17 protein-coding genes and 1 pseudogene are annotated in these 20,712 nt (G+C 41.7%); 4 read left to right on the top strand and 14 right to left on the bottom strand.

Going from position 1 to position 20,712, the window contains the following annotated elements:
* Positions 1 to 74: 74 nt before the first annotated feature.
* From eboE to scyA, 11 genes are all read right to left on the bottom strand, one after another.
* Entirely contained in the window at positions 75 to 1,301 is a 1,227-nt protein-coding gene (gene eboE, locus AC5JMF_RS11075; RefSeq protein WP_495795760.1) for a metabolite traffic protein EboE, read from the bottom strand.
* Positions 1,298 to 2,566 (bottom strand): 3-dehydroquinate synthase, encoded by a 1,269-nt coding sequence (locus AC5JMF_RS11070; RefSeq protein ID WP_495795759.1) that lies wholly within the window; start codon positions 2,564 to 2,566, stop codon positions 1,298 to 1,300. The genes eboE and AC5JMF_RS11070 overlap by 4 nt, the downstream gene beginning before the upstream one ends.
* Positions 2,567 to 2,606: 40 nt before the next feature.
* A complete protein-coding gene (gene tyrA, locus AC5JMF_RS11065; RefSeq protein ID WP_495795758.1) occupies positions 2,607 to 3,509 on the bottom strand; it encodes a bifunctional chorismate mutase/prephenate dehydrogenase in 903 nt (300 codons plus the stop codon).
* A gap of 105 nt (positions 3,510 to 3,614) precedes the next feature.
* Positions 3,615 to 4,508, bottom strand: a complete 894-nt coding sequence (gene eboC, locus AC5JMF_RS11060; protein WP_495795757.1) for a UbiA-like protein EboC — start codon at positions 4,506 to 4,508, stop codon at positions 3,615 to 3,617.
* Positions 4,509 to 4,518: 10 nt separating this feature from the next.
* Positions 4,519 to 5,427, bottom strand: coding sequence for a TatD family hydrolase (locus AC5JMF_RS11055; RefSeq protein ID WP_495795756.1), 909 nt, complete (start codon positions 5,425 to 5,427; stop codon positions 4,519 to 4,521).
* Between the two features lie 90 nt (positions 5,428 to 5,517).
* Positions 5,518 to 6,306 (bottom strand): EboA family metabolite traffic protein, encoded by a 789-nt coding sequence (locus tag AC5JMF_RS11050; RefSeq protein WP_495795755.1) that lies wholly within the window; start codon positions 6,304 to 6,306, stop codon positions 5,518 to 5,520.
* 70 nt (positions 6,307 to 6,376) lie between these two features.
* Positions 6,377 to 7,519, bottom strand: coding sequence for a scytonemin biosynthesis PEP-CTERM protein ScyF (gene scyF / locus AC5JMF_RS11045; protein WP_495795754.1), 1,143 nt, complete (start codon positions 7,517 to 7,519; stop codon positions 6,377 to 6,379).
* A gap of 141 nt (positions 7,520 to 7,660) precedes the next feature.
* The gene (locus tag AC5JMF_RS11040; RefSeq protein WP_495795753.1) at positions 7,661 to 9,013 is read right to left on the bottom strand and encodes a ScyD/ScyE family protein; all 1,353 of its coding nucleotides are present in this window, start codon (positions 9,011 to 9,013) and stop codon (positions 7,661 to 7,663) included.
* Between the two features lie 77 nt (positions 9,014 to 9,090).
* On the bottom strand, positions 9,091 to 10,047 hold the full coding sequence (gene scyC / locus AC5JMF_RS11035; protein WP_495795752.1) for a scytonemin biosynthesis cyclase/decarboxylase ScyC: 957 nt from the start codon (positions 10,045 to 10,047) through the stop codon (positions 9,091 to 9,093).
* 83 nt (positions 10,048 to 10,130) lie between these two features.
* On the bottom strand, positions 10,131 to 11,192 hold the full coding sequence (gene scyB, locus AC5JMF_RS11030; protein WP_495795751.1) for a tryptophan dehydrogenase ScyB: 1,062 nt from the start codon (positions 11,190 to 11,192) through the stop codon (positions 10,131 to 10,133).
* Between the two features lie 175 nt (positions 11,193 to 11,367).
* Positions 11,368 to 13,275, bottom strand: coding sequence for a scytonemin biosynthesis protein ScyA (gene scyA, locus AC5JMF_RS11025; protein ID WP_495795750.1), 1,908 nt, complete (start codon positions 13,273 to 13,275; stop codon positions 11,368 to 11,370).
* 987 nt (positions 13,276 to 14,262) lie between these two features.
* Between scyA and AC5JMF_RS11020 the strand changes: the two genes are divergently transcribed.
* On the top strand, positions 14,263 to 16,242 hold the full coding sequence (locus tag AC5JMF_RS11020) for a scytonemin biosynthesis sensor histidine kinase (protein WP_495795749.1): 1,980 nt from the start codon (positions 14,263 to 14,265) through the stop codon (positions 16,240 to 16,242).
* A gap of 116 nt (positions 16,243 to 16,358) precedes the next feature.
* A complete protein-coding gene (locus AC5JMF_RS11015; protein WP_495795748.1) occupies positions 16,359 to 17,216 on the top strand; it encodes a response regulator transcription factor in 858 nt (285 codons plus the stop codon).
* Between the two features lie 250 nt (positions 17,217 to 17,466).
* Here AC5JMF_RS11015 and AC5JMF_RS11010 read toward each other — a convergent pair whose 3' ends face one another.
* The 3 genes and pseudogenes from AC5JMF_RS11010 to AC5JMF_RS11000 form a co-directional block, all read right to left on the bottom strand.
* Positions 17,467 to 18,729 (bottom strand): MFS transporter, encoded by a 1,263-nt coding sequence (locus AC5JMF_RS11010; protein ID WP_495795747.1) that lies wholly within the window; start codon positions 18,727 to 18,729, stop codon positions 17,467 to 17,469.
* Positions 18,689 to 19,168, bottom strand: a complete 480-nt coding sequence (locus AC5JMF_RS11005; RefSeq protein ID WP_495795746.1) for a MarR family winged helix-turn-helix transcriptional regulator — start codon at positions 19,166 to 19,168, stop codon at positions 18,689 to 18,691. Before AC5JMF_RS11005 ends, AC5JMF_RS11010 begins: the two co-directional genes overlap by 41 nt.
* 19 nt (positions 19,169 to 19,187) lie before the next feature.
* Positions 19,188 to 19,289, bottom strand: a pseudogene (locus AC5JMF_RS11000) (ABC transporter permease); the annotation flags it as partial.
* 155 nt (positions 19,290 to 19,444) lie between these two features.
* Here AC5JMF_RS11000 and AC5JMF_RS10995 point away from each other — a divergent pair.
* On the top strand, positions 19,445 to 19,597 hold the full coding sequence (locus AC5JMF_RS10995) for a hypothetical protein (RefSeq protein WP_495795745.1): 153 nt from the start codon (positions 19,445 to 19,447) through the stop codon (positions 19,595 to 19,597).
* Between the two features lie 141 nt (positions 19,598 to 19,738).
* Positions 19,739 to 20,701 (top strand): fatty acid desaturase family protein, encoded by a 963-nt coding sequence (locus AC5JMF_RS10990; RefSeq protein ID WP_495795744.1) that lies wholly within the window; start codon positions 19,739 to 19,741, stop codon positions 20,699 to 20,701.
* Positions 20,702 to 20,712: the final 11 nt, after the last annotated feature.

Raw genomic sequence — 20,712 nt, 5'->3', positions numbered from 1 at the left:
CCTCTGCGTGTTAGCGTTCGCGAAGCGTCTCGTAGAGAAGCGGGGCGTAGCCCGATAAAAAATATTTATACTTATTAATTCCCCATTCCCAAAACAGCCATCACCCACTCATACTCACGCTGAATCGATGCTAATAAATCCAATTTCATCTGTTGCGGTAGAACTTCCCAGGTATAAGTTTCAATTTCTAGATGAGTGCAAGTATAGTCCTGGTGTAGTAGATTTAGCACAGTTACAATATCATCTTGCGTAGATTGCAACAGTTGATAATCGCGGATAAAAATAGGTACATGAAAGTGAATTCGCCACTGTTGAGCGTTAGTATCTGCTAAGTGAGGTAAGGCACTTTCTAAGTCTGAATAGCGAAATAGTTCGTGATTATTTTTGCGAGCAATTACTTGATGTAAATACGTAGATTCCGCGAATTGACGTAAACGCTCTGCTACTAAATAGCGCTGCTCAACATCTGCCAGCGATGCTTGCAACGCAGCACTGATTTGAATTTTGCCAATTTGAATACCAGCAGTTTGAAACTGTTGAAAAACCGAGATTGGATTTTCATACTCGACAGCAAAATGACAAGTGTCGTAACAAATACGCACATGATTAAGTAAATGAGCCTCGGCAGTGTTTTGTGAAATTCCTAAATGTTTTGCTAAATCAGCACCGCCAATAGGTAGCAAATACTTATGAAAATAATCAACTACTTCGGTAGCATTTTCAATTAACCCATCTGGTTCTGGTTCCAAATCCAGGTGTAATAGTTTTCCTTCCTCAGCATAAATCCGTACCATTTGAGCCACAACCCGTGCTATTTGGAGACTAGCACTCTCCATCGCCGATGCTTGTAAAAGTTGGTTTCCTTTAAACCAAGGTTTATAAGATAAAGGTAGCGTAGAAATGCTACCTTCCATATCATCTAGTAAAAGTTCTGCAAGGATATTAGTTAGTTGTATTGTGTAGTCTAAGCGCTCTTGTGTTAACCAATCTGGTGCATAAACCTGGTCTTTTACTACTTGTCCATGAAATTGCCCATAGGGAAAGCCATTCAAGGTAAACACATAGAGGTCTTGGGCGCTCAACCATGACTGAAAGTGAGTTAAAGTATTTCCTTGCAGTAGTTGTCTAGCTGCAACCTCTGCTAACCGCAACCCAATACCGAAAGGTTGATTTGGTGCTAATCGGGTTTTGAGAGAGGGAATATACTGCTTTAAGTTGGCAAAGACATCATCCCAGTTTTCACCGGGATGAATATTTGTGCAATAGGTTAAGTGAAAATTGTGGTTAGTTTCTATTTTCATCTAACTTGAAGATAGGGAGTAGGGAGTGGGGAGTAGGGAGTAGGGGAAGAGAGATTTTCGTCTCTAAATTCGTCTTCATACAACAGGGATATTGCTTGCCTGTACAAAGATATATCTACCTCATGAACCTCTATTCCTTCCCCTACACCTTGCAATAGCATCAAAGTTAATTCTCCACCCAAGTGTTCCCGAAATTCGGTCAAACCCTGGAATATACAACGAGGATGCCCTAGTTGGGATGATTTCTCAGTCAGTTCTGGAACGTACAATCTAAAACCTAGTGTTGATAGTGTCTTTAATATACGCCGCCACTCTGAGCGAGAAAGCAATCCTTTGAGGTAGGAATAGGTGCTATCCAAAGCAATACCGATCGCAACTGCTTCTCCATGTCGCAAGTTATAATCTGTCAGTTGCTCTAGTTTATGCGCTGCCCAATGACCAAAATCTAAAGGGCGAGATGAACCCATTTCAAAAGAATCACCACTAGTAGCAATATGATCTAAGTGTAGTTGGGCACATCGATAAATCAGCTGTTGCATACTGTCCATATCATGACAGGCAAGCGCTGCACTGCGATCGCAGATAAAATCGAAGAAACGAGCATCTTTGATTAGCGCCACTTTAAGCGCCTCAGCAATTCCCGAACGCCAGTCACGGTCTTCTAGAGTAGTCAAGAAAGCAGAGTCATTGATAACTGCATAAGGCGGGGCAAAAGTGCCGAGAAAATTCTTTTTACCAAAGGCATTGATGCCATTTTTTACTCCTACACCAGAATCATTTTGCGCCAGCACAGTAGTAGGAATACGGATAAGACGAATACCTCGGTGAGCAGTTGCCGCAGCGTATCCACCCAAGTCTAATACAGCACCACCCCCAACCGCTAACAGGTAGGAATGACGACATAATCCCGTTGTTTCAATGAGTTGGTGAATTTGCTCTACTAACTTAGGGTTATTCTTCGCAGCTTCTCCTGCGGGAACTATTATCGGCTCTGCGGCGAGTGTAAGTATTTCGGCATAAAATTGACTATACGCTGTTATTTGTTGCAACAGTTCTGGCCAGAATAGTAATAATCCCGCATCTACTACAGCGATTACTTTTTTTGGTTTTGCCTCTTTATCTGCTGTAATTATTTGCGCTAATGTGCGATTTTTGAGATTAAATAGATTATTAGTGAAGTGAATATCGTAGTGAAATGTAACTGAGATATTTTGAGAAATTGGTTGCAAATTTAATGCAGTTTTTTTGTTGATGTTGGTGAGCATTTTTTGTTGATGTAGCAGTCCTATTTGGTGGTTTGATAAATTAAACTTTATTTACATTTGCAGGTGTCTTCGTCCGATGGATATTTTTAACTGAACTATATTGGTCTGGATAAGATTTATTGATTTTTTCTTGAAAACAGCTTTGAGTAGTTTCAAATTCCGCAATTAATGCGGCTCGGTCTTTGTTTGCTACCATCTTTGCCAAACGACTATAAGTATTAGCTAAGGTATAAATTGCCTGACATCTCTCTTCTGTAGCTAGCATAATATCAACGCATAGATGGGGGCTTTGAGAAAATAGGCGTTTGAGGATATCAATTTCTTGACGATAGCTTGGGGTTGACATTGTTAAGCTGCTTTCTATATCGATTCCAGATTGTGTTAAGAAAACACCAAGACTAAATCGATAAAAATGTTGGGTTGCTTGAATCACTACCATCATTTGGTCGTGTTCTTCAGGCGTACAGAAGATGATTTCTCCACCTTGATTTTGCATAAAGTCTAATAACCATTGGAACGAATTATCATTTCGTCCTGAACATACTATTACTTTTTGTCCTAAGAAGGATTTGATACTTGGCCCAAACATGGGATGTAAACCCATTACAGCACCTGAATGGTATTCCAACATCGCTTGAGTTGGCTGAGTTTTGATACTTGTGATGTCACATAAAGCTGTTGTTGGGGCAAGGTATTTAGCTGCGCGTTTGATAACATCAACTGTATACTCAATGGGAACAGATACTAAGACTAATTCTGCTTTTCCCAGAAGTTGTTCTGCATACTGCCAGTCTTCTTGTTCAAGAATACTAACTTGATGACCGACTGCTGAAAGTTGCTCTTTGAATAATCTTCCCATTCTGCCATGTCCACCAATAATGGTGATTTGTCGCGGTCTGAGGTGATTTGTTGTAGACTTAGTGGTTAATTTAGGAAAAGCCATATCAGTATTCGTAATTCGTAATGACGCGACGCTCCTGCGTCGCTAACGCTTCGCTAACGCTTCGCTATCGAGGACTCGCTACCGCTGCGCTAACGTAATTCGTAATTAAGTCACAGCAAAGATTTGCGCTAGTAACATTGAAATCGGCAGGAGAATCAAGACTAGTAACCCGTATGATAATCCTGCAAAACCCGCAGCCACAGCGGTATCTAAAACAATTAGTGACAATACGCCAGCCTTGACGGCGATGCGAATTTTTTCTGGAGTAGGTTGGCGTACAGCTTGCATAAAAGGCAATAAAACTCGAATAGCTAACAAAATTAAGAATGGTAATGCTGTGAAGACTTGATAGTTTGCTAACACCCCTAACCCTAAAAGTCCGGCAATTACTGCCACAATCAATAACAATGCTATTAGACCATTACTTTGCTTGGACACATGTACTTCACCCCGACTCAGAGTAGTGATAGCAGCAATGTAAACCATGGGAATCAAAGCCAAAAACCAGTATTCTCCCACCATTGTTGATGAGACACTCACGCCCAGTAATAAGTTACCACCACGGCAAACACCCATATTGATTGGGCCAAAAATCGGGTGATGCTTCCCTAAAGCATCGTATAATAAGGCAGTTGTTGCGATCGCAAAAGCCAAACTAGCACTTAACCACGAAACTTGAGCTGCTGCCATTATCCCTACACCTAACAGCAAACCTCCCAATAAAATTGCTCCCCAACGAGATGCCCTACCACTAGGAATAGGTCTTTCTGGTCGTTCTTGGGCGTCTAGTTCAGCATCAAATACATCATTAAATACGATTCCACCACCATATAAACCAGTGGTAGCTAACAGCAACCATGCCAACGGTAAAAGATTCACTTGGCTTTGTGAAGCCGCAAAGCCAGCCAAGATATCTGCCCAAGCAGTGATAATATTGGCAGGACGCATCAATTGCAGATATGCCCAGAAGCGATGAAGATTGAAAGTTACAGTGTTCATCTTGATTTACTTACTCAATTAATGCGTATTTGCGGTGTGACTCTACCAATGGTTGTTGTCCACGCAGCACGGAGTTATCATTAAACAACTGTCGTTGGTCAATAGGAGAAGGATTGAGCCAGTCTGACTCTTGCATTTGACCACTTTGACCATAAGCTAAAAGAGCATTTTGATAACAAACTGCTTGCACAGCAATTTGAGATATGCCGCACTCCAACATTAATTGGGCAGTCTTGGGTACAGCCAAAGGATCGCTAACACCCCAATCAGCACTACTATCTACAATGATGCGACTACTGCCATATTGGCGTACAATCTCTACCATACGAGCATTGCCCATTTTGGTATGGGGATAAATTGTGAATGCTGCCCAAAAACCCCGCTCTAAAACTTCTGCAACTGTCTCTTCATTGTTATGGTCTACAATTACTTGTGATGGCTCTAACCCATGCTCAATGCAGACATCCATACTGCGACTCGTACCCGCTTTTTTATCGCGGTGCGGTGTATGAATCATTACTAGCATATTTAGTGTTTTTGCCAACTCTAGCTGAAGACGGAAGTATTTGTCTTCCGCTGGTGTCATATCATCGTAGCCGATTTCACCAATAGCAACTACACCTTCTTTACAGACATATAAAGGCAACAGTTCCATCACTTGTTCTGCTAAGGCTTCGTTATTAGCTTCTTTAGAGTTTAAGCCAATTGTGCAGTAATGTTTGATACCAAATTGAGCAGCCCGGAATCTTTCCCAACCAACCAAACTACTAAAATAATCTTGGAAAGAACCAACATTAGTGCGGGGTTGTCCTAGCCAAAATGCAGGCTCAATCACAGCTACAATACCCGAACTCTGCATCCTCTGATAATCATCAGTAGTGCGCGAACTCATATGAACGTGGGGGTCAATAAACATCATTTTTATACTCTTTGCGCCTCTGTGCGGCAGTCGCTACAACGGGGGGAACCCCGACGCGAGTTGTTCATGGGGGAAACCACGCCACTCCCCTCAAGTCGGGAAACCCGCCCACGGGGGTGGCTCCCCAAGACCACACTCGCTCCGCAACGCGCTGCCTTGTCTCTGCGTGGATAAATCATCCATAAATTGACTCACCAAAGGCCAAATTTCATTAGGTACACAACGGTGAGCGCTATAACGTTCGCGAGCATAATCAATCAACATCCTGGCTAACTCAGGGTTAGCGCGCTCTCTTATACCTTGAATTAAATCTAAAGGACTGCCCACAAACAAAGCTTTTAGTACCATCTGGTTCCATGCCAGAGTATCAAAATACTGAGCTGGATAAGAATTTCGCAAAGCAATAGCATTAAAAACTACTGTCATATTGCTGCGAACTCCCTCAGCAGCTAGTTTTTGCAACTTTTCTGGATGAGATAATAAAGGTAAGGCTTGATATAACGCTACTAATTCCCCAACATCAGCAGCTGTAAATACTCGTTCTAAAGTATATACGTATTTATCTGCATCATCTTGTGGCAAAGCTAATACTAGTAAGGTACGAGCAGCCTGCTCTACATGCCAATGAATAGGAAACCACCCTGTTTGCATTGTCGAAGCTGCTTGTAAATCTTCAGGGGTTAGCTCTAGCCGATTTTTCCCCGTATAACGAGGTACTGCACTGAAAGCAGTAAAGAAAATTTGCACACTAACACCACTGCTGATTTCCTGCCTTTTTTCGTCTAGCCAGTTGCAGGTTTCTTGAGTAACTTGCTGTGCAACCCACTCATACAGAAGGTTAACAATATTTGTTGGTTTAAAATCAATGACACTAGACATAATTTTGATCAACGGTTGACGTTTAAGTGTTGACTGCTAACCATTAACAGTCAACAACTTTGGATGTGTTTTAGCTCATTTGTTTTTTTCTACCGCTTTTTTGCAATTTGATAATAGTAGCCCCTACTCCGAATAATGCTGTACCTAATATAGAAGTTGGTTCAGGCACTTCTTTACTTCTACCCTCTATCTTTAATACCTGGACGCGACCTTGGAAGAAATCGCCCACATAAAGCTTTCCATCCTCATATTTGGTACCACCAGTCCAGTTAAATGTACCTGGTGTGAGGTCGAGAGGTTCGCCAAAAGGTGGTTCACCTAAAGCAGGTGCTGGTGCAGCAGCAGGTTTACCAAATGCTGTTAAAAATTTACCGTCTTTATTAAAAACCTGGACGCGGCTATTGATAGAATCAGCCACATAGATATTTTCATACTCGTCTACCTCAATACCAATTGGCTGATTAAACTGTCCAGGCTCGCTACCAGCACTACCAAAAGTTAACAAAGGATTACCTTTTGGGTCGAGTACTTGAACACGGTTATTAAACTGGTCAGCTACAAAGAAATTGCCACTGACTGGTGAAATTCTGACGCCTGCGGGCCCTTGGAACTGTCCAGGCTCTGTACCATTGCCGCCAATGCTACCAATTAGCTCGCCATTCTTGGTGTATTTATTGATTTTATCGCCGCTAAAATCACCTACATACACATTGCCAGTTTTGTCAAATGTTATACCAGATGGCCCAAAGAAAGCTCTACCGGGTATAAGTTTGCCAAAAGAACCAAATGATTTGATGTACTTACCTTGAGGATCAAAGACATTGACACGGTTGTTAAAAACGTCACCTACATACAGATTCTTAGTAACCGGGTCAATTTCTAGAGCTGCTGGTTCGTCAAATTCTCCGGGCCCTTTGCCGCCCTTACCAATTGCTCTGAGATAGTCACCTTGAGAGTCAAATACCTCAACCTTATTACCAATGTCAGGGTTAAAACTACCGTCTGGATTAAGACCACGACCATTACTTACTAGGACATTTCCAGCGTCATCTACTGTGATGCCTTGAGGAACAAACAGCTGTCCTGAGCCGAAGCCAGGGCTACCAATACTACGCTCGTATTTTAAACTTAAAGACCAAGCTGGGGCAGATGTAGCTAATCCCATCAATCCAGTACCGACAATAGCAATTGACAGATTTTTTACTAATCTCATGAGTTTTAAGTGCTGGTTGTATGAGTTATACTCTCGCAAACTAATTTCGTTCTCAGTCCCAGTTTGGGAACTTTAGTCCTTGTAGTCAGCACTTAAGTGCTGACTACAAACTGGGCAATTTTGGGTTAATCAAGTACTGTTCTAAACAGTTTCTGCTTCCGTTAATTGTTTGCTACGTTTATGCTTTTGCCTTAAAGTTGCACCGAAAGCAACAGCTGTGAGAGTACCCAGTATGGTTACAGGTTCTGGAACTGGCTCGATATCCACTCGCACAACCTCTCCTAGTTTTGGGCCAACACCACGATTAGTGATATAAATTTTGCCGTCAGGGCCAATGTCAATTCCATCAGCCGAATCTAACCCTTCACCAGCAGCAACAATTACTGTACGAGTGCCATCAGGAGCAATTTGAATCAGAGAACCAGGTAGATTTGTGATATCGCCGCCCAACTGAGAGGTATCGCTAAACTGTAAAACTAACAAATTACCTTCCTCATCAAAGGTCAGGTCGGTGATGTGCGTAAACCCATCTAGAAAAACCTCTGGTTTTCCATCCTCACCAATGCGGAAGATCCGCGATTTATCTTCTGGATAAGGAAAACCTGTATATTCACCAACGTATAAAGCTCCATCGGGGCCAATCGTGCCACCTGTCGGTACTGATTGAACCCCTATTTTTCCTCCTGGAAGCACATCTACTAACCCTGGTGGGATCTCTTGCCCTGGTGGCGCGGGTGGCAATTCTGAGGCACTAATAATATTTTTAGGGATTGCGATCGCTTCTGATTCACTTCCATCAAGTTTAATTTTATAAGCAGCGTTTCCACCCCCATCAACAACATAAGCACTATTGCCGCTAATTGTCAAATCATAGGGATTGGTAACTACATCCCCACCATCTGGATTATTAATGATTTCATACTTGGCAAAGTCGAAAACACTATTGAGAGATCCGCTGTTCAAGTCAACTTTATACAGTTGTCCTAACAGTGGGGTATTCAAAACTTTATCGGGTTTAGATGGCGGGAAAGTCACAAGTTGTGTTTCTGGAATCGGGTATTTAGAACCAAGTTCCAGCGTTGCTTGATCACGGTTTCCTGGATAACCAGCAAACCCAGTCAACAGATAAGCATTTCCCAGTGAGTCGAATTGTAAGTCTTGAATACCGGCTCCTTGGTTGCCGGTGGGTTGTTCTGCTAGTGATTGAAAGTTTGTGAGTATACGCTTTTTAGTACCATCTGGTGTCACTTTAACCAGTGAACCACTATTACCCGCACAGATAGGTTGAAATAGTGTACTCGGAGATGGTTGACAATTCCCGTTTCCACCAATACCCGGCTCTGCTACATAAAGAGTTCCATCGGGGCCAAAGCTAACAGCTCGCGCATTACTGATTCCATCGACAATAGTCGTTAGCGATGCAGCTTCTGCGGTTGACGTTCCACAAATAGCGGCAAAACAAACTGATGTAAGAATAAATGACTGAAGTTTCATACCTTTTGAGATTGAAATTTGGTAATTTGTGGAAGTTTTGACAATTTTAAATAGGAAAAACTATTCCCTGTTAAGCGTTAAGCGTTCCCTCCTTTTGGTATGTAGCTCATCCCGCGATCAAAGGATTGCAAATTACCAGCTTTCGCTTCAAGCATACGTTTAATATTCATGCTCTCAGCCCCAAAATCCTCAATTTTAAGTTTGCCGTGAGTGAGAGATTCATCTGTTTTCCAGAATGTAATCCGATGCAATATAAAACCAGGAGCTTCAGAATCACCAAAAGCATAAGAAGTAGGAATTAATAGTGCTATGGAGCGCTGATAAAATTCGTAGTCTGGATAAAAATATTCTTGTTCAAGTAAGTAATATTTACTTAAAGTATGGAGCCGGAAAGAAATTTTTACTTTTTGGTCGTACTCGTCTTTAAATTCACCAGAATCAGAATTAATCTCACCAGATGGTCTGATTAAATGTGCCCACTCATCTATATTTTGGAGATTTGACAAATATTTGATGCCAATTTCGACAGGGGCATCAACATAAATTGTGTCGGTATCAATTAAGTAGCGCCCTTTGGCTGCGGTGGTGTGGCCTACTTTACGTTCCAAAATGGCTTTGAGTGAACGGCATTCAGAAGTATGTACAGTATGAATTCCCTGCATAATCATCTGGGTTTGTCGCTTTGGGTCAACAAAACTTAGCCAGTGAAAGTACACACCTTCTTCATTTGTTCCAGGCTCAATGTAGTCGGGAGGAAACAGCAATACAGGGTAGACCTGAAAATATTTTTGATACTCAAATCCACAGTGCCACTCAATGCCATAAAAAAGTGCGCTTTCTAGTTTTTTGACATGATAATAAAGATTGCTATGATAACCAGAGGCTGTCCCTAGCCAAGTATCTTCATCAATTTGCTCTTTCATTCGGCTAAAGAGTGTCCAATCATCTAAGTTTTTTAAGCTGCAAAGATAATCGAAAGCACTCTTTGGTGAAGTAGCAATATAAGCTGATGTTGCAAATGTATTTTTTTCCATTATTCACTCATTCACTTAATATCTAGAAAGCAGCTTAGTGCTTAAAAAGCCTGAAACTATTACTGAGTAATAACTATGAACAATTAAGCCGCGATCGCTTTATTCATATTTAACTTAGCCTGACTAATTCTTGCTTCCGCTACTTGCTGAGCAGCATCATTAGTGGTAATGTTCTGCTGTTTAGCTATGTTGAAAATTGTCATCAACGTATGATAAATATTATCTACTTGCTTAAAAGCTTTTTCTTCGTTGTAACCTATCATCTCGTTGTAGACGTTAATGATTCCCCCAGCATTAATTACATAATCAGGGCAGTAAAGAATTCCTTTTTTAACAAGCATGTGGCTATGGATTTGCTCATTCCATAATTGATTATTGGCAGCACCTGCAATAATTGTAGTTTGCATTAAAGGAATTGTTTCGTCATTAATAATCCCTCCTAACGCACAAGGAGCAAATACATCTACATTCACAGAGTAAATTTGATCTGGTTCTACTACAGTTGCACCAAAAAGCCGTTTTACTTCTTCTGCTTTTTTGTTATCAACATCAGTTACAAAAAGTTGAATTCCCTGCTCATGTAAATGCTGACAGAGGTTTTTACCTACGTTTCCTAAACCTTGAACAGCAACTTTCATTCCCTCAAGTCTTTGGGTTTTCCAACGGAATTCTACAGCGGCTTTAATTCCTAAAAAGACTCCTAAAGCTGTGATGGGTGCAGGGCCGCCAGACTTCTCTTCTACACCGACTACATATTTTGTTTCTTGGCTAATAGTTCGCACATCTTGCGGAGTGATATTTACATCCTGACCCGTAATAAAACGCCCATTGAGTCTTTCTATAAAACTTCCATAGGCTCTTAACATGTCGTCTGTTTTATCTTTTGGATTAGCGATAATCACTGCTTTTCCGCCACCGACTGGAATGTTAGCACAAGCAGCTTTATAAGTCATACCACGACTCAAACGTAGAGCATCTCTTAAAGCTGCTTCTTCGTTGGGATAAGGAAAGAGTCTGGTCGCTCCCATCGCGGGCCCTAAGCTAGTGTCATGGATCGCAATTATTGCTTTGATATCTGGGTTTTTTCCATGACAGTAGAGAACTTGTTCGTGACCCATTTCTCTAACGGTTTCAAATAGGTGCATTGTGGTTTCTCGATGTTGGGGACTGGGGATTGGGGACTGGGGATTGGGAATGGGGGGTGGGCTTCTCCTGTCGGAGACGCTGCGCGAACGACTTCGCTCAGCCCACGGGGAGTGGGGAATTGTTATTGATTATTCTTCGCATCCCCGCGTCCCCTCATCCCTCTCCACGTGTAAGTCAGACCAAAGGAAACGAAACTGGTTTGACAGAGTTTTTCGGTAAAGTTGCTTTGACTCCTTGTGCTGCCAAACTCTTATTGCGTCCACCGGAAGGTGCAGGTATGTCGGGGTCAATCACAACATCAACTACGAAAGGAACTGTTGAGGCGATCGCCTGTTCTAGTGCTGCTTCTAGATCTGATTCTCTAAAAACTCCTACACCATCTGCTCCCATAGCACGAGCAATCATGGCAAAGTTTGTAGTTGGAATCTCTGCATCTGCTCCTTTTAATCCCAAAACTTTCATCCCTTGGTGGCACATATTGTAACGAGCATCGTTGAGGACAATCCAAACGGCAGGAATTTTGTATTTTACGGCTGTGCTGATTTCGTTGTTCATCAACATTGCCCCATCCCCGACAATGGCTACAGCTTTACCTTGACGTGCTTGTGCCGCTCCTACAACACCTGTAACGGTGTGCCCCATCGCCCCAACTCCAGTACTGACTCGGTAACGATGGGGTTGGTTAAATCGCAACAGATGAGTTGACCAAGTAAAGGAATTACCACACTCTGCCATAACGATCGCATCGCTACCCTCAACGATGATCTTTTGAATTGCTATCATCAATACTTCTGGTCGCACTGGATAATCCGTTGCTGGTTCAATGGGTTTGCGTTCTGGACGAGGTAATAATGAAGTTGCAAAGTTAAAATTCCCCGCGTCCGCGCGTTCCTGTGTCTTTGTGTCAGCAGAAGGATTATCCGGTAGGTACTGTAATAGTTCTTGTAGATAGGTTTTGATGTCAGAGTGAATTGGGAAGGTTTCGGCATAGAAATATGCTACTCCCGGTACTTCTGGATCAATATCTACATGTACAAAGCCCTTGGGAGGAACCATCAACGGACTCCAAAAAGAAGTTGGTTCACCAAGGCGGGTTCCGAGGACAAGCGTCCGGGCGGGAGGTTGTTCCATATATGTGAATACGGAAGCATCACCACCTAAACCTGTGACTCCGACAAACTGGGGATGATCTTCGGGAAATATACCTTTACCACGGGGTGAACACATCACCGCAGCACCAGTTTTTTCCACAAGTTGGCGGATTTCTGCTGCTGCGTCACGGGCACCAAAACCAACCCAGACGGCGAATGGTTCACCAAAGAGTAACTGTGCAGATTTGGCTATCGCTTCTTTTTGGGCTGTGATTCGATAACTAGGAACTTTTAGTTGAGGCAGAGATATATCTTCGACTAGACTTGTTTGCACAGCGGTGGGAATGCTGATATGAGCTACAAATCCCCCTGGTTGTGCTAAGCCAAGTGCCAGTTTACGAAAAATTTGCGGGAGTTGAGCAGCAGATTCAACAGTGATTGCATAGTTGAACAATGCTCCTGTGGTAAATATACCGCCACTGGGTAATGTGTAGGTGCTAGTTTCTTGGATTGCCCAACGTCCACGTTGCGCTGCTGAGGTGCAAGCTGACAACATAATCACCTTTGCACCTTCACCACGGGCAGCAAATAATCCGGTGAGGGCGTTGGTAATACCTGGGCCTGCTGTGGTAAATACAACGGTGGGGCGATCGCTAGCAAAGTATGCTTCGACTGCTGCAAAGGCAGCTCCTGCTTCATGGCGAAAGTTCAATACTTGTATGGTGCTATTTGAGAGTGCATTCCAAAGACTAGCCATTGCACCTCCTGCAACGCCAAAAGCATTGCATATTCCGAGGCTCGCTAACATCTGCACTACTATATCGGCAACCGATAGCGTTGTAGCTATTTCATTGGATAAGCAAGGCTGAACTTTGGCGTTATCAACTAACTCATCAACTGCAATTTCTACGTATTGATTGCTATCTGGAAGTTCCTTGTATGGTTCAGAAGTGACTATGGGAGAGTTGGAAGCAGTATAATTTTGACTCATTGCTTTCACTTAATTTCAAATATTTCTACAAGGCTCTTTTATTTACATTTAAATCTCGGTAGTATATAAAATAATTTAGATTTATTGCCTTTCTTAGGTTGATAACCTAGCTAAACAGCGGTTAGGAGGAGTTGCTGCTAAGTTTCGCTGTTCACCCTAGTGAAAAAGCTTGGAAAAAATTAAGATTTTTAGAAAAGACTGCGCCTATGGAAACCAGAATAAGGGAGTCCAAGCTTTACATACAATGAAAAATCTTTTGATGAGGTTATCTATTTTTTCGTTTTTGTCTCACTAACTACATTACCCACTTAGCTAAAGTAGGAGATCAATAGTTTGTAGTAGCTAGCTTGCTGGTAATCTGGAGACAAGATTAGCTGTGTAGTGTCACTGTTTAAAACTTTTATCCTATTTGGTAGCTAGTTGGTAAATTGTAGAAAATTTCTTAACAAAATTTATCTCTTAAGACAGATGAATTAAAGGAAACAGGAAACAAGAAACAGCGACAGTGACTGGATTGGGAGGGGATTTGACCCTCGCAATCACATTTCCTCTTAAAAAGGAGGCTGATTCGACTAAGGAACGAGGGAACAGAAGTCTACTGTTGCCTGTTAAGCGTTCCCTGTCCCTTGCAAGGCAAGTCTCGGTGAATGTGAAAACCTGTATCAAAGCGAAATTTAAATGTATATCTTGTGACAGATGAATATTCAGATTCTTCTGTAGTTAAATTCCTGAGTGAACAGTTAAGAAAAGTTAAGCTATTATAAATAGGTAAAAACTTACACAAGATATGATGAAAAAATCCACTAGCACTGAACTTATTTAATACTGAAGATATTCACTGTAACGAAACCAAGCTCAAATCCACGGTATGAGCCACAGTTAATAAATCAAACAACAGAGGCAAAAATAGCCTACTCAAGATTTGAAAAATCTTAATTATTAGTTCATAGATGGCTGTAGTACCGACTTGCGATCAGGAGTGAGGATATGGATGCCAACGAATATACGTTAGTTCAATCTGACTCTCAAACAGAGCCACAGTCAGAAGTAGGATTAAAGTTTGCTCATTTTTTAATTAACCAAACCGCGGATGCTGCCTTCTGTTTAGGAGCGAACGCGCAGTTTCTTTATGTCAACGATGCAACTTGCAAAATCACTGAATATTCTTGTGAAGAATTGCTTTCGATGACATTAAAAGATGTAGATATAGACTTTTCGCTACATAATTTCTCAGATATTACATCGCAGGATTCTATTATATATAAATCTCGTTATCGGACGAAGAAAGGTCGGGTATTTCTAGTAGAAATATCTATGACATCCTTAGAAGACCAAGGTAAAAAATATAGTTGTGTCTTCGTTCGCGATCGCACTAATGAAATGGTAGAGTTGAGCGTACAAAAATGGATTGATGAATTAAGAGATGCTAAAGCCAACTTACAACAAGAAGTTACTCAATTAAAAAAAAAGGAAGTAGAGCTAGAAAGATCCCTATCTATATTTCATTCAACTTTGGAATCTACTACCATCGGCATTGTTGCAGTGAACTTTGAGGGAGATATTCTCAGCTTTAATCAGCAATTTATCGATATGTGGCAGATCCCAGAAACATTGACTCTATCTAAAAGATGTCCTATATGTAGAGCCTTCTTTGAAGAACAATTAAAAGATCCAGAAGCTTTTAATCGGCTTGTTTGGGAAGTTTCTAGTCAATCTGATTTTGAGAGCTATGATATTCTTGAATTGAAAGACGGGAGAATTTTTGCACATTACTCTAAACCTCAATGGCTGGATAAGAAAATTATTGGTAGAGTATGGAGCATTTGGGATATTACTGAATCTAAACGAACTGAAGAAGCACTAAGATTAAGCGAGGCTAGATTTCGGGCTTTAGCAGAAACGACCGATGTTAGTACTTTCTTAATTCAAGGTACACGGCTTTGTTACGTTAATCCAGCAGTAACGATACTCACAGGCTATACAACAAAAGAACTGCTAACTGGCTTTGATATCCGCCAGTTAATTAAGAGTAAAAAACGTAGACAAGTGAGTGATTCGGGTAACTCAGCTAACTTTGAATATCAAGAGATCAAGATCCTAACAAAAAATGGTAAAGAACGTTGGCTAGCTTGTGCAGTTGCAATACTTGATGGAGTGCTTGATTTTGGAGGAAAGAGTGTTGAGCTAATTGCAGGGATTGATATCACTGATTACAAGTACGCAGAAACAGAACTGAACCAGGCTTTAGAACAAGCAAAAGAACTAGGTGAATTGAGAGCGCGTTTCCTTTCTATGGTCTGTCATCAGTTTCGCAATCCGTTGAATGTTGTTTCATTTTCTAGTAGCTTACTGAAAAGAAATATCAATGATCAAATGGCAGAAACTATAAGACCATTACTTGATGGCATTCAAATAGCCGTTGAACAGCTTAGCCAGATGTTAGATGATATTTTGTTTTACGCTAAAGCAGAGGCAGCAAAACTACAATTTGAGCCAAGACCACTGGAATTAGTTCAGTTTTGCAAGAATTTGGTGGCACAAGTGCAAATAAGTAGCAGCCAGAATCCAATAAATTTTCTCACTCAAACTAGTTACTTTGTAGCCTTAGTAGATCCAAAACTATTTGAGTTTATTCTGAAGAACTTGCTCGATAATGCAGTTAAATATTCTCCAGTTCAGAGTTCGGTTGATCTGACACTTGCTTGTGAAAATGGGGAAATAATTTTTCAGGTCAAAGATCGGGGTATTGGGATTCCAATAAAAGACCAACAAAGGCTATTTGAAGCATTTTATCGCGGTAGTAATAGCAATGGTATATCCGGCACTGGATTGGGTTTATCGATTGTTAAAACCCTTGTAGATTTGCATGGTGGTCAAGTTACTGTGGAAAGTGAAGAAGGTAAGGGGACTACGTTTAGTGTAATCCTGCGGTCAGTTAAGAAAAACTCTGTCAATTCTCAGTTATAGGTATTGATTTGGAAATCAATATTCATAACTTTATGGAAAAAAATAATCTCGTTGTAACTTAATAGTCTGCATTGAGTTTAGTAGATATTCCTTACCAAAAAATTAGCGACAGAAAAATGACGTACCAATTCTCGAAAAAAATTCTCGTAGTTGAAGATGATACCATCACCCGTAATCTTTTTTTAAAAAGTCTTGAAGCTGAAGGTTTTGAGATGATAGGTGCTGAAAACGGTATTGTTGGTATCCAGCAAGCACAAGAGCATTTACCAGACCTCGTGATTTGCGATATTATGATGCCTGATATGGATGGTTATAGTGTTCTGGCTGTGCTGAGTCAAGATCCGGTCACAGCTGTGATTCCCTTCATTTTTCTCACTGGTAGCGATACTAGAGCAGATGTTCGCAAAGCTATGGAGTTGGGAGCGGATGATTATTTGACTAAACCTTCTACAATAGAAGAATTACTCAGAGCGATCGCTATTCGATTACGAAAACAAGCGATTCTTCAACACTGGTGTATGAATAAACTTGAGCAGACTGCAAAGTCAGTATCTACTGATAAGACTCTATCAGTCACCACTCCTAAGTCAATCTTTCCCTGCGTTCCCCAATTAAAAGAAGTTTTCGACTTTATAGAAGCTAACTATCATCAAGGAATTACTCTGTGTGATGTAGCTCAAGCGGTTGGTTACTCACCTGCTTACTTAACCAACCGAGTTGCAAGACAGACAGGAGAAACTGTTAACAATTGGATTGTCAAACGCCGCATGGCAGGCGCTCGTTTTTTGCTGCAAAATCACAATCAAACAATCGAAGAAATTGCAAAAGCATTGGGCTATCAAAATGTCTGTCACTTCTCCCGCCAATTTCGTCAACATCATGGTTTACCTCCCCATACTTGGCGCAAAGAACATCAAGTAATTGAGTCACAAATCAACACTAAAATGCTCACTCTTCAATCGAATTTGGTCTAGCCACTATTGAACGTCTTTTTCCCATCTCATATTTTCCATCTTGATTGCACTATTTTAAGGCTTGGCACGCCGCTGCTGGACTGACACAGCTAAAGTAATACATTAGATGTAGGTTGGGTTATAGCTTGCTTAAGCGTAGGGGTACGAAGTGAAACCCAACCACTATTAACCAGTTTCGTGGGTTTAAGTCCCCCAGTTCTATAATCGGCAAGTTTTGTGTTGGGGTCTTTAATTACGAATTACGAATTATTTAATCTTGCAATGCCCTTAGTTTGGCTATCCCTGGCCAGATCATCGCCACCGCAACCACCACAACAATTGTGCCAATTCCACCACCCACAACAGATATCACCGGGCCAAATAGGGCAGCGGTTAAACCCGATTCAAACCCACCCAATTCATTAGAAGCACTGATAAACACACTGTTAATGGCAGCCACTCGACCACGTAAATGATCTGGTGTTCTAATTTGAACTAAGGTGTGGCGAATCACAACGCTAATACTATCTAGTGCCCCACTCAGGACTAACATTAACAGTGACAGCCAAAACCAATGCGAAAGCCCAAAGATGATTGTGACAACACCAAAGCCAACCACCGACCAAAGTAAGGCTGGCCCAGCATTACGTAAAGGTGGCAAGTATGCTAGTACGATCGCCATAAATAAAGCACCAATGGAAGGGGCTGCTTGTAGATAGCCCAATTCTACTGGCCCCACATGCAAAATATCTTTGGCGAAGATGGGTAATAGCGCGATCGCACCCCCCAATAAAACGGCAAACATATCTAGGGTAATTGCTGCAAGAATCAGCTGGTTTTGCCAAACAAATTTAGCACCAGCCCAGAGTACTGTAAGGGAGAGTGGCTCTTGGGAACGAGTTGTTTTTTTCCCAGCGATCGCAGCTATTAATATCAAACAGAGAAATGAGGCGATCGCCGCTAGTACGTATACTCCCGTAGCACTTCCCAACAAAGCGATACCAAATCCCCCTAAAGCCGGGCCAACTACTGAGGCTAACTGAAAGCTGCTACTGTTCCATGTGGCAGCATTCGTAAAAGCGCTGATAGGTATTAATTGCCACATTAAAGCATCGCTAGCAGGCTTTAAAAAAGCCCTGGCAATACCTGTTAATACTAAACAGGCGTAGATAAAGATAACTGCTCCTTTAGTCCAAGAAAGTATCGCCAAAGCTAAGGAACATAAGGCTAAGAGCAAGATTGACAGCAACATCGTCAATTTGCGATCATTGCGATCGGCTACATGGCCAGCAATCAAGGTGAGGGCAATCATCGGTAGGACTTGGGCTAGCCCAACAACACCCAACACCAAGGCTGAGCCAGTACGCTCATAAAGTTCCCAGCCAATGGCTACAGTCTGCATTTGTGAGCCGATGAACAGGAGTACACGCCCGATACTAAATAATCTATAATCTCGAAACCGCAGAGCTGCAAAGGGGTCGTGTTGTACAGATTCACTGTTGAGGCGGTTTAAGTTCCGTTTGCTCGAAGACATTTTTTATTAGAGCTAACCCTTCTTCAATATTGGAGATTTGTTCTTCTGTGAGACCATCCAAAAGTTTGGCAATATGGGCGCGAGTTTGGTCTTGGGATTGCTTGAGTTGATGCTTTCCCTCTTCAGTTAAGTTGAGGATAATCCGCCGTCGTTCTTGCGGATGGTCACAGCGTTGTACTAAGTTGCGTTGTACTAGGCGTTCGGTTGTCGCTGAGGCTGTGGCACAGGTGACACCTAAATGATCTGCTAAGTCAGATAGTGAAGCACCTGGATGATGATTGAGAAACGCTAGCGATCGCAACTGAGGTATAGATAAAGCAGCGGCACTGTTAGCCCGCATATCCGCTCGAATAAATCGCATAACTAACGGAATTGTCTCCATTACTCTAGCAGCACATTCTTCGGAAGTTGTGCCTTGCGAAATTTTATCGAGCTTCATGGGCTATTCGTTCTCCTGATTACATTGCCACCCGTGGATAAAGTCTTCCACAGATTAAGGTCAAGCCTGTTAATGTTAACAAAAGAATTGTACAGTCCTAACCAAAGCCATAGATTTTCGTAGCCAGTGAGCAGAAAGGGCCTGGGGTACATAGCCGAGTAATTGCCTATCTGACAGGTCAATATTTTCCATAAGTCTTGTCATGAGTTTGATGCACTTCTTATATTTAGCTTGCCTAAATATTAGCTTCTCATATTTTCTCTGGAAGTCAAGAGTATGGGTGCAATTTATCTGAGAACAGCAATTAAATTTGCGGGGTTGCAAAATCCCCGACTTTTTGAAGAAGTTGGGAATCTGACCACCTTCACCGATTATTTTGTAAAAAACCTGCACTTCTCAGTAAGGAAGATGGGAATTGTAGGAGAATAAATCAAAATCAAGAGAAAAATTATGCAAATTAGTAAGGTTTGCTTTTCCAACCGTGAAGCGACGCTCTTTGCACAAGAAGTCAAAACACAGGTTGCAAATTATTTTGAAGTAACGGGTCGCTCACCAAAAGCTGATTTCCGAATGGTATTCAAGACAATTTTCTTTCTGGGGATTACCTACGGTAGCTATGCACTGATTTTGAGCAACCAATTTTCTGTATGGCAAATGCTCGCTCTGGCTGTATTAATGGGTGTAGGAATAGCGGGTATTGGCTTTTGTATTGCACATGATGCTCTACACGGAGCCTACTCGGTAAACCCACGGGTGAACAAATCCATCGGTTTTATTTTCGATCTGCTGGGTGCTAATGGACATATATGGAAAATCGCCCATAATACTATTCATCACACATACTCCAACATCCCCGGAGTCGATCAAGACCTGATGGTTTCGCCGCTCATCCGGTTTTCGTCGGTTACTCCCTTAAAACCTATTCACAAATATCAACATATCTATGCTTTTTTTGCATATAGCCTCGCCACACTCAATTGGCTTTTTATGAAGGATTTTCTTTGCTTTCAACTTCAAGATTTCGGGCCATGCAAAAACCTAGTACATTCCCGTGCTGAGGTCGTAAATCTGATTTGGACAAAGTTATTTGTTTATGGCTATACGATCGCAATTCCACTAATAGTTTTAGATGTAACCTGGTGGCAATTTCTCATCGGGTTTGTGGCCATGCACGTTACAGCAGGAATTATTCTCGGTGTAGTATTCCAGTTGGCGCACGTAGTTGAAGGACTGGAATTCCCTTTGCCAGATGAAAACGGCGCAATCGAGCATACATGGCTAGTTCATCAGATGGTAACTACAGCCAATTTCGCCCATGATAACCAATTATTATCTTGGTTCGTAGGTGGGTTAAATTACCAGATTGAGCATCACCTGTTCCCACAAGTATGCAGTGTTCACTATCCGGCAATCAGTCAGATTGTACGTGAGGTGGCTCAGAAACATGACGTACCTTACAACTATTTCCCAACATTTTTTGGTGCAATCCAATCGCACTATTCGATGTTAAAGAAGCTGGGTAATTCCGATTGATTTAGAAATGC

This window comes from Desmonostoc vinosum, from assembly GCF_059505385.1.
The sequence above is the reverse complement of the archived record's forward strand: the minus strand, read 5'-3'. Positions and strand labels throughout refer to the sequence as shown.

Coding starts and splice junctions, on each gene's coding strand:
- AC5JMF_RS11010 (WP_495795747.1), bottom strand. CDS start 18,729: ATGTCTTCGAGCAAACGGAACTTAAACCGCCTCAACAGTGAATCTGTA.
- AC5JMF_RS10990 (WP_495795744.1), top strand. CDS start 19,739: ATGGTATTCAAGACAATTTTCTTTCTGGGGATTACCTACGGTAGCTAT.
- scyB (WP_495795751.1), bottom strand. CDS start 11,192: ATGCACCTATTTGAAACCGTTAGAGAAATGGGTCACGAACAAGTTCTC.
- eboE (WP_495795760.1), bottom strand. CDS start 1,301: ATGAAAATAGAAACTAACCACAATTTTCACTTAACCTATTGCACAAAT.
- scyA (WP_495795750.1), bottom strand. CDS start 13,275: ATGAGTCAAAATTATACTGCTTCCAACTCTCCCATAGTCACTTCTGAA.
- AC5JMF_RS11015 (WP_495795748.1), top strand. CDS start 16,359: ATGACGTACCAATTCTCGAAAAAAATTCTCGTAGTTGAAGATGATACC.
- AC5JMF_RS11040 (WP_495795753.1), bottom strand. CDS start 9,013: ATGAAACTTCAGTCATTTATTCTTACATCAGTTTGTTTTGCCGCTATT.
- eboC (WP_495795757.1), bottom strand. CDS start 4,508: ATGAACACTGTAACTTTCAATCTTCATCGCTTCTGGGCATATCTGCAA.
- AC5JMF_RS11055 (WP_495795756.1), bottom strand. CDS start 5,427: ATGATGTTTATTGACCCCCACGTTCATATGAGTTCGCGCACTACTGAT.
- AC5JMF_RS11020 (WP_495795749.1), top strand. CDS start 14,263: ATGGATGCCAACGAATATACGTTAGTTCAATCTGACTCTCAAACAGAG.
- scyC (WP_495795752.1), bottom strand. CDS start 10,047: ATGGAAAAAAATACATTTGCAACATCAGCTTATATTGCTACTTCACCA.
- AC5JMF_RS11050 (WP_495795755.1), bottom strand. CDS start 6,306: ATGTCTAGTGTCATTGATTTTAAACCAACAAATATTGTTAACCTTCTG.
- AC5JMF_RS11005 (WP_495795746.1), bottom strand. CDS start 19,168: ATGAAGCTCGATAAAATTTCGCAAGGCACAACTTCCGAAGAATGTGCT.
- AC5JMF_RS11070 (WP_495795759.1), bottom strand. CDS start 2,566: ATGCTCACCAACATCAACAAAAAAACTGCATTAAATTTGCAACCAATT.
- tyrA (WP_495795758.1), bottom strand. CDS start 3,509: ATGGCTTTTCCTAAATTAACCACTAAGTCTACAACAAATCACCTCAGA.
- AC5JMF_RS10995 (WP_495795745.1), top strand. CDS start 19,445: ATGGGTGCAATTTATCTGAGAACAGCAATTAAATTTGCGGGGTTGCAA.
- scyF (WP_495795754.1), bottom strand. CDS start 7,519: ATGAGATTAGTAAAAAATCTGTCAATTGCTATTGTCGGTACTGGATTG.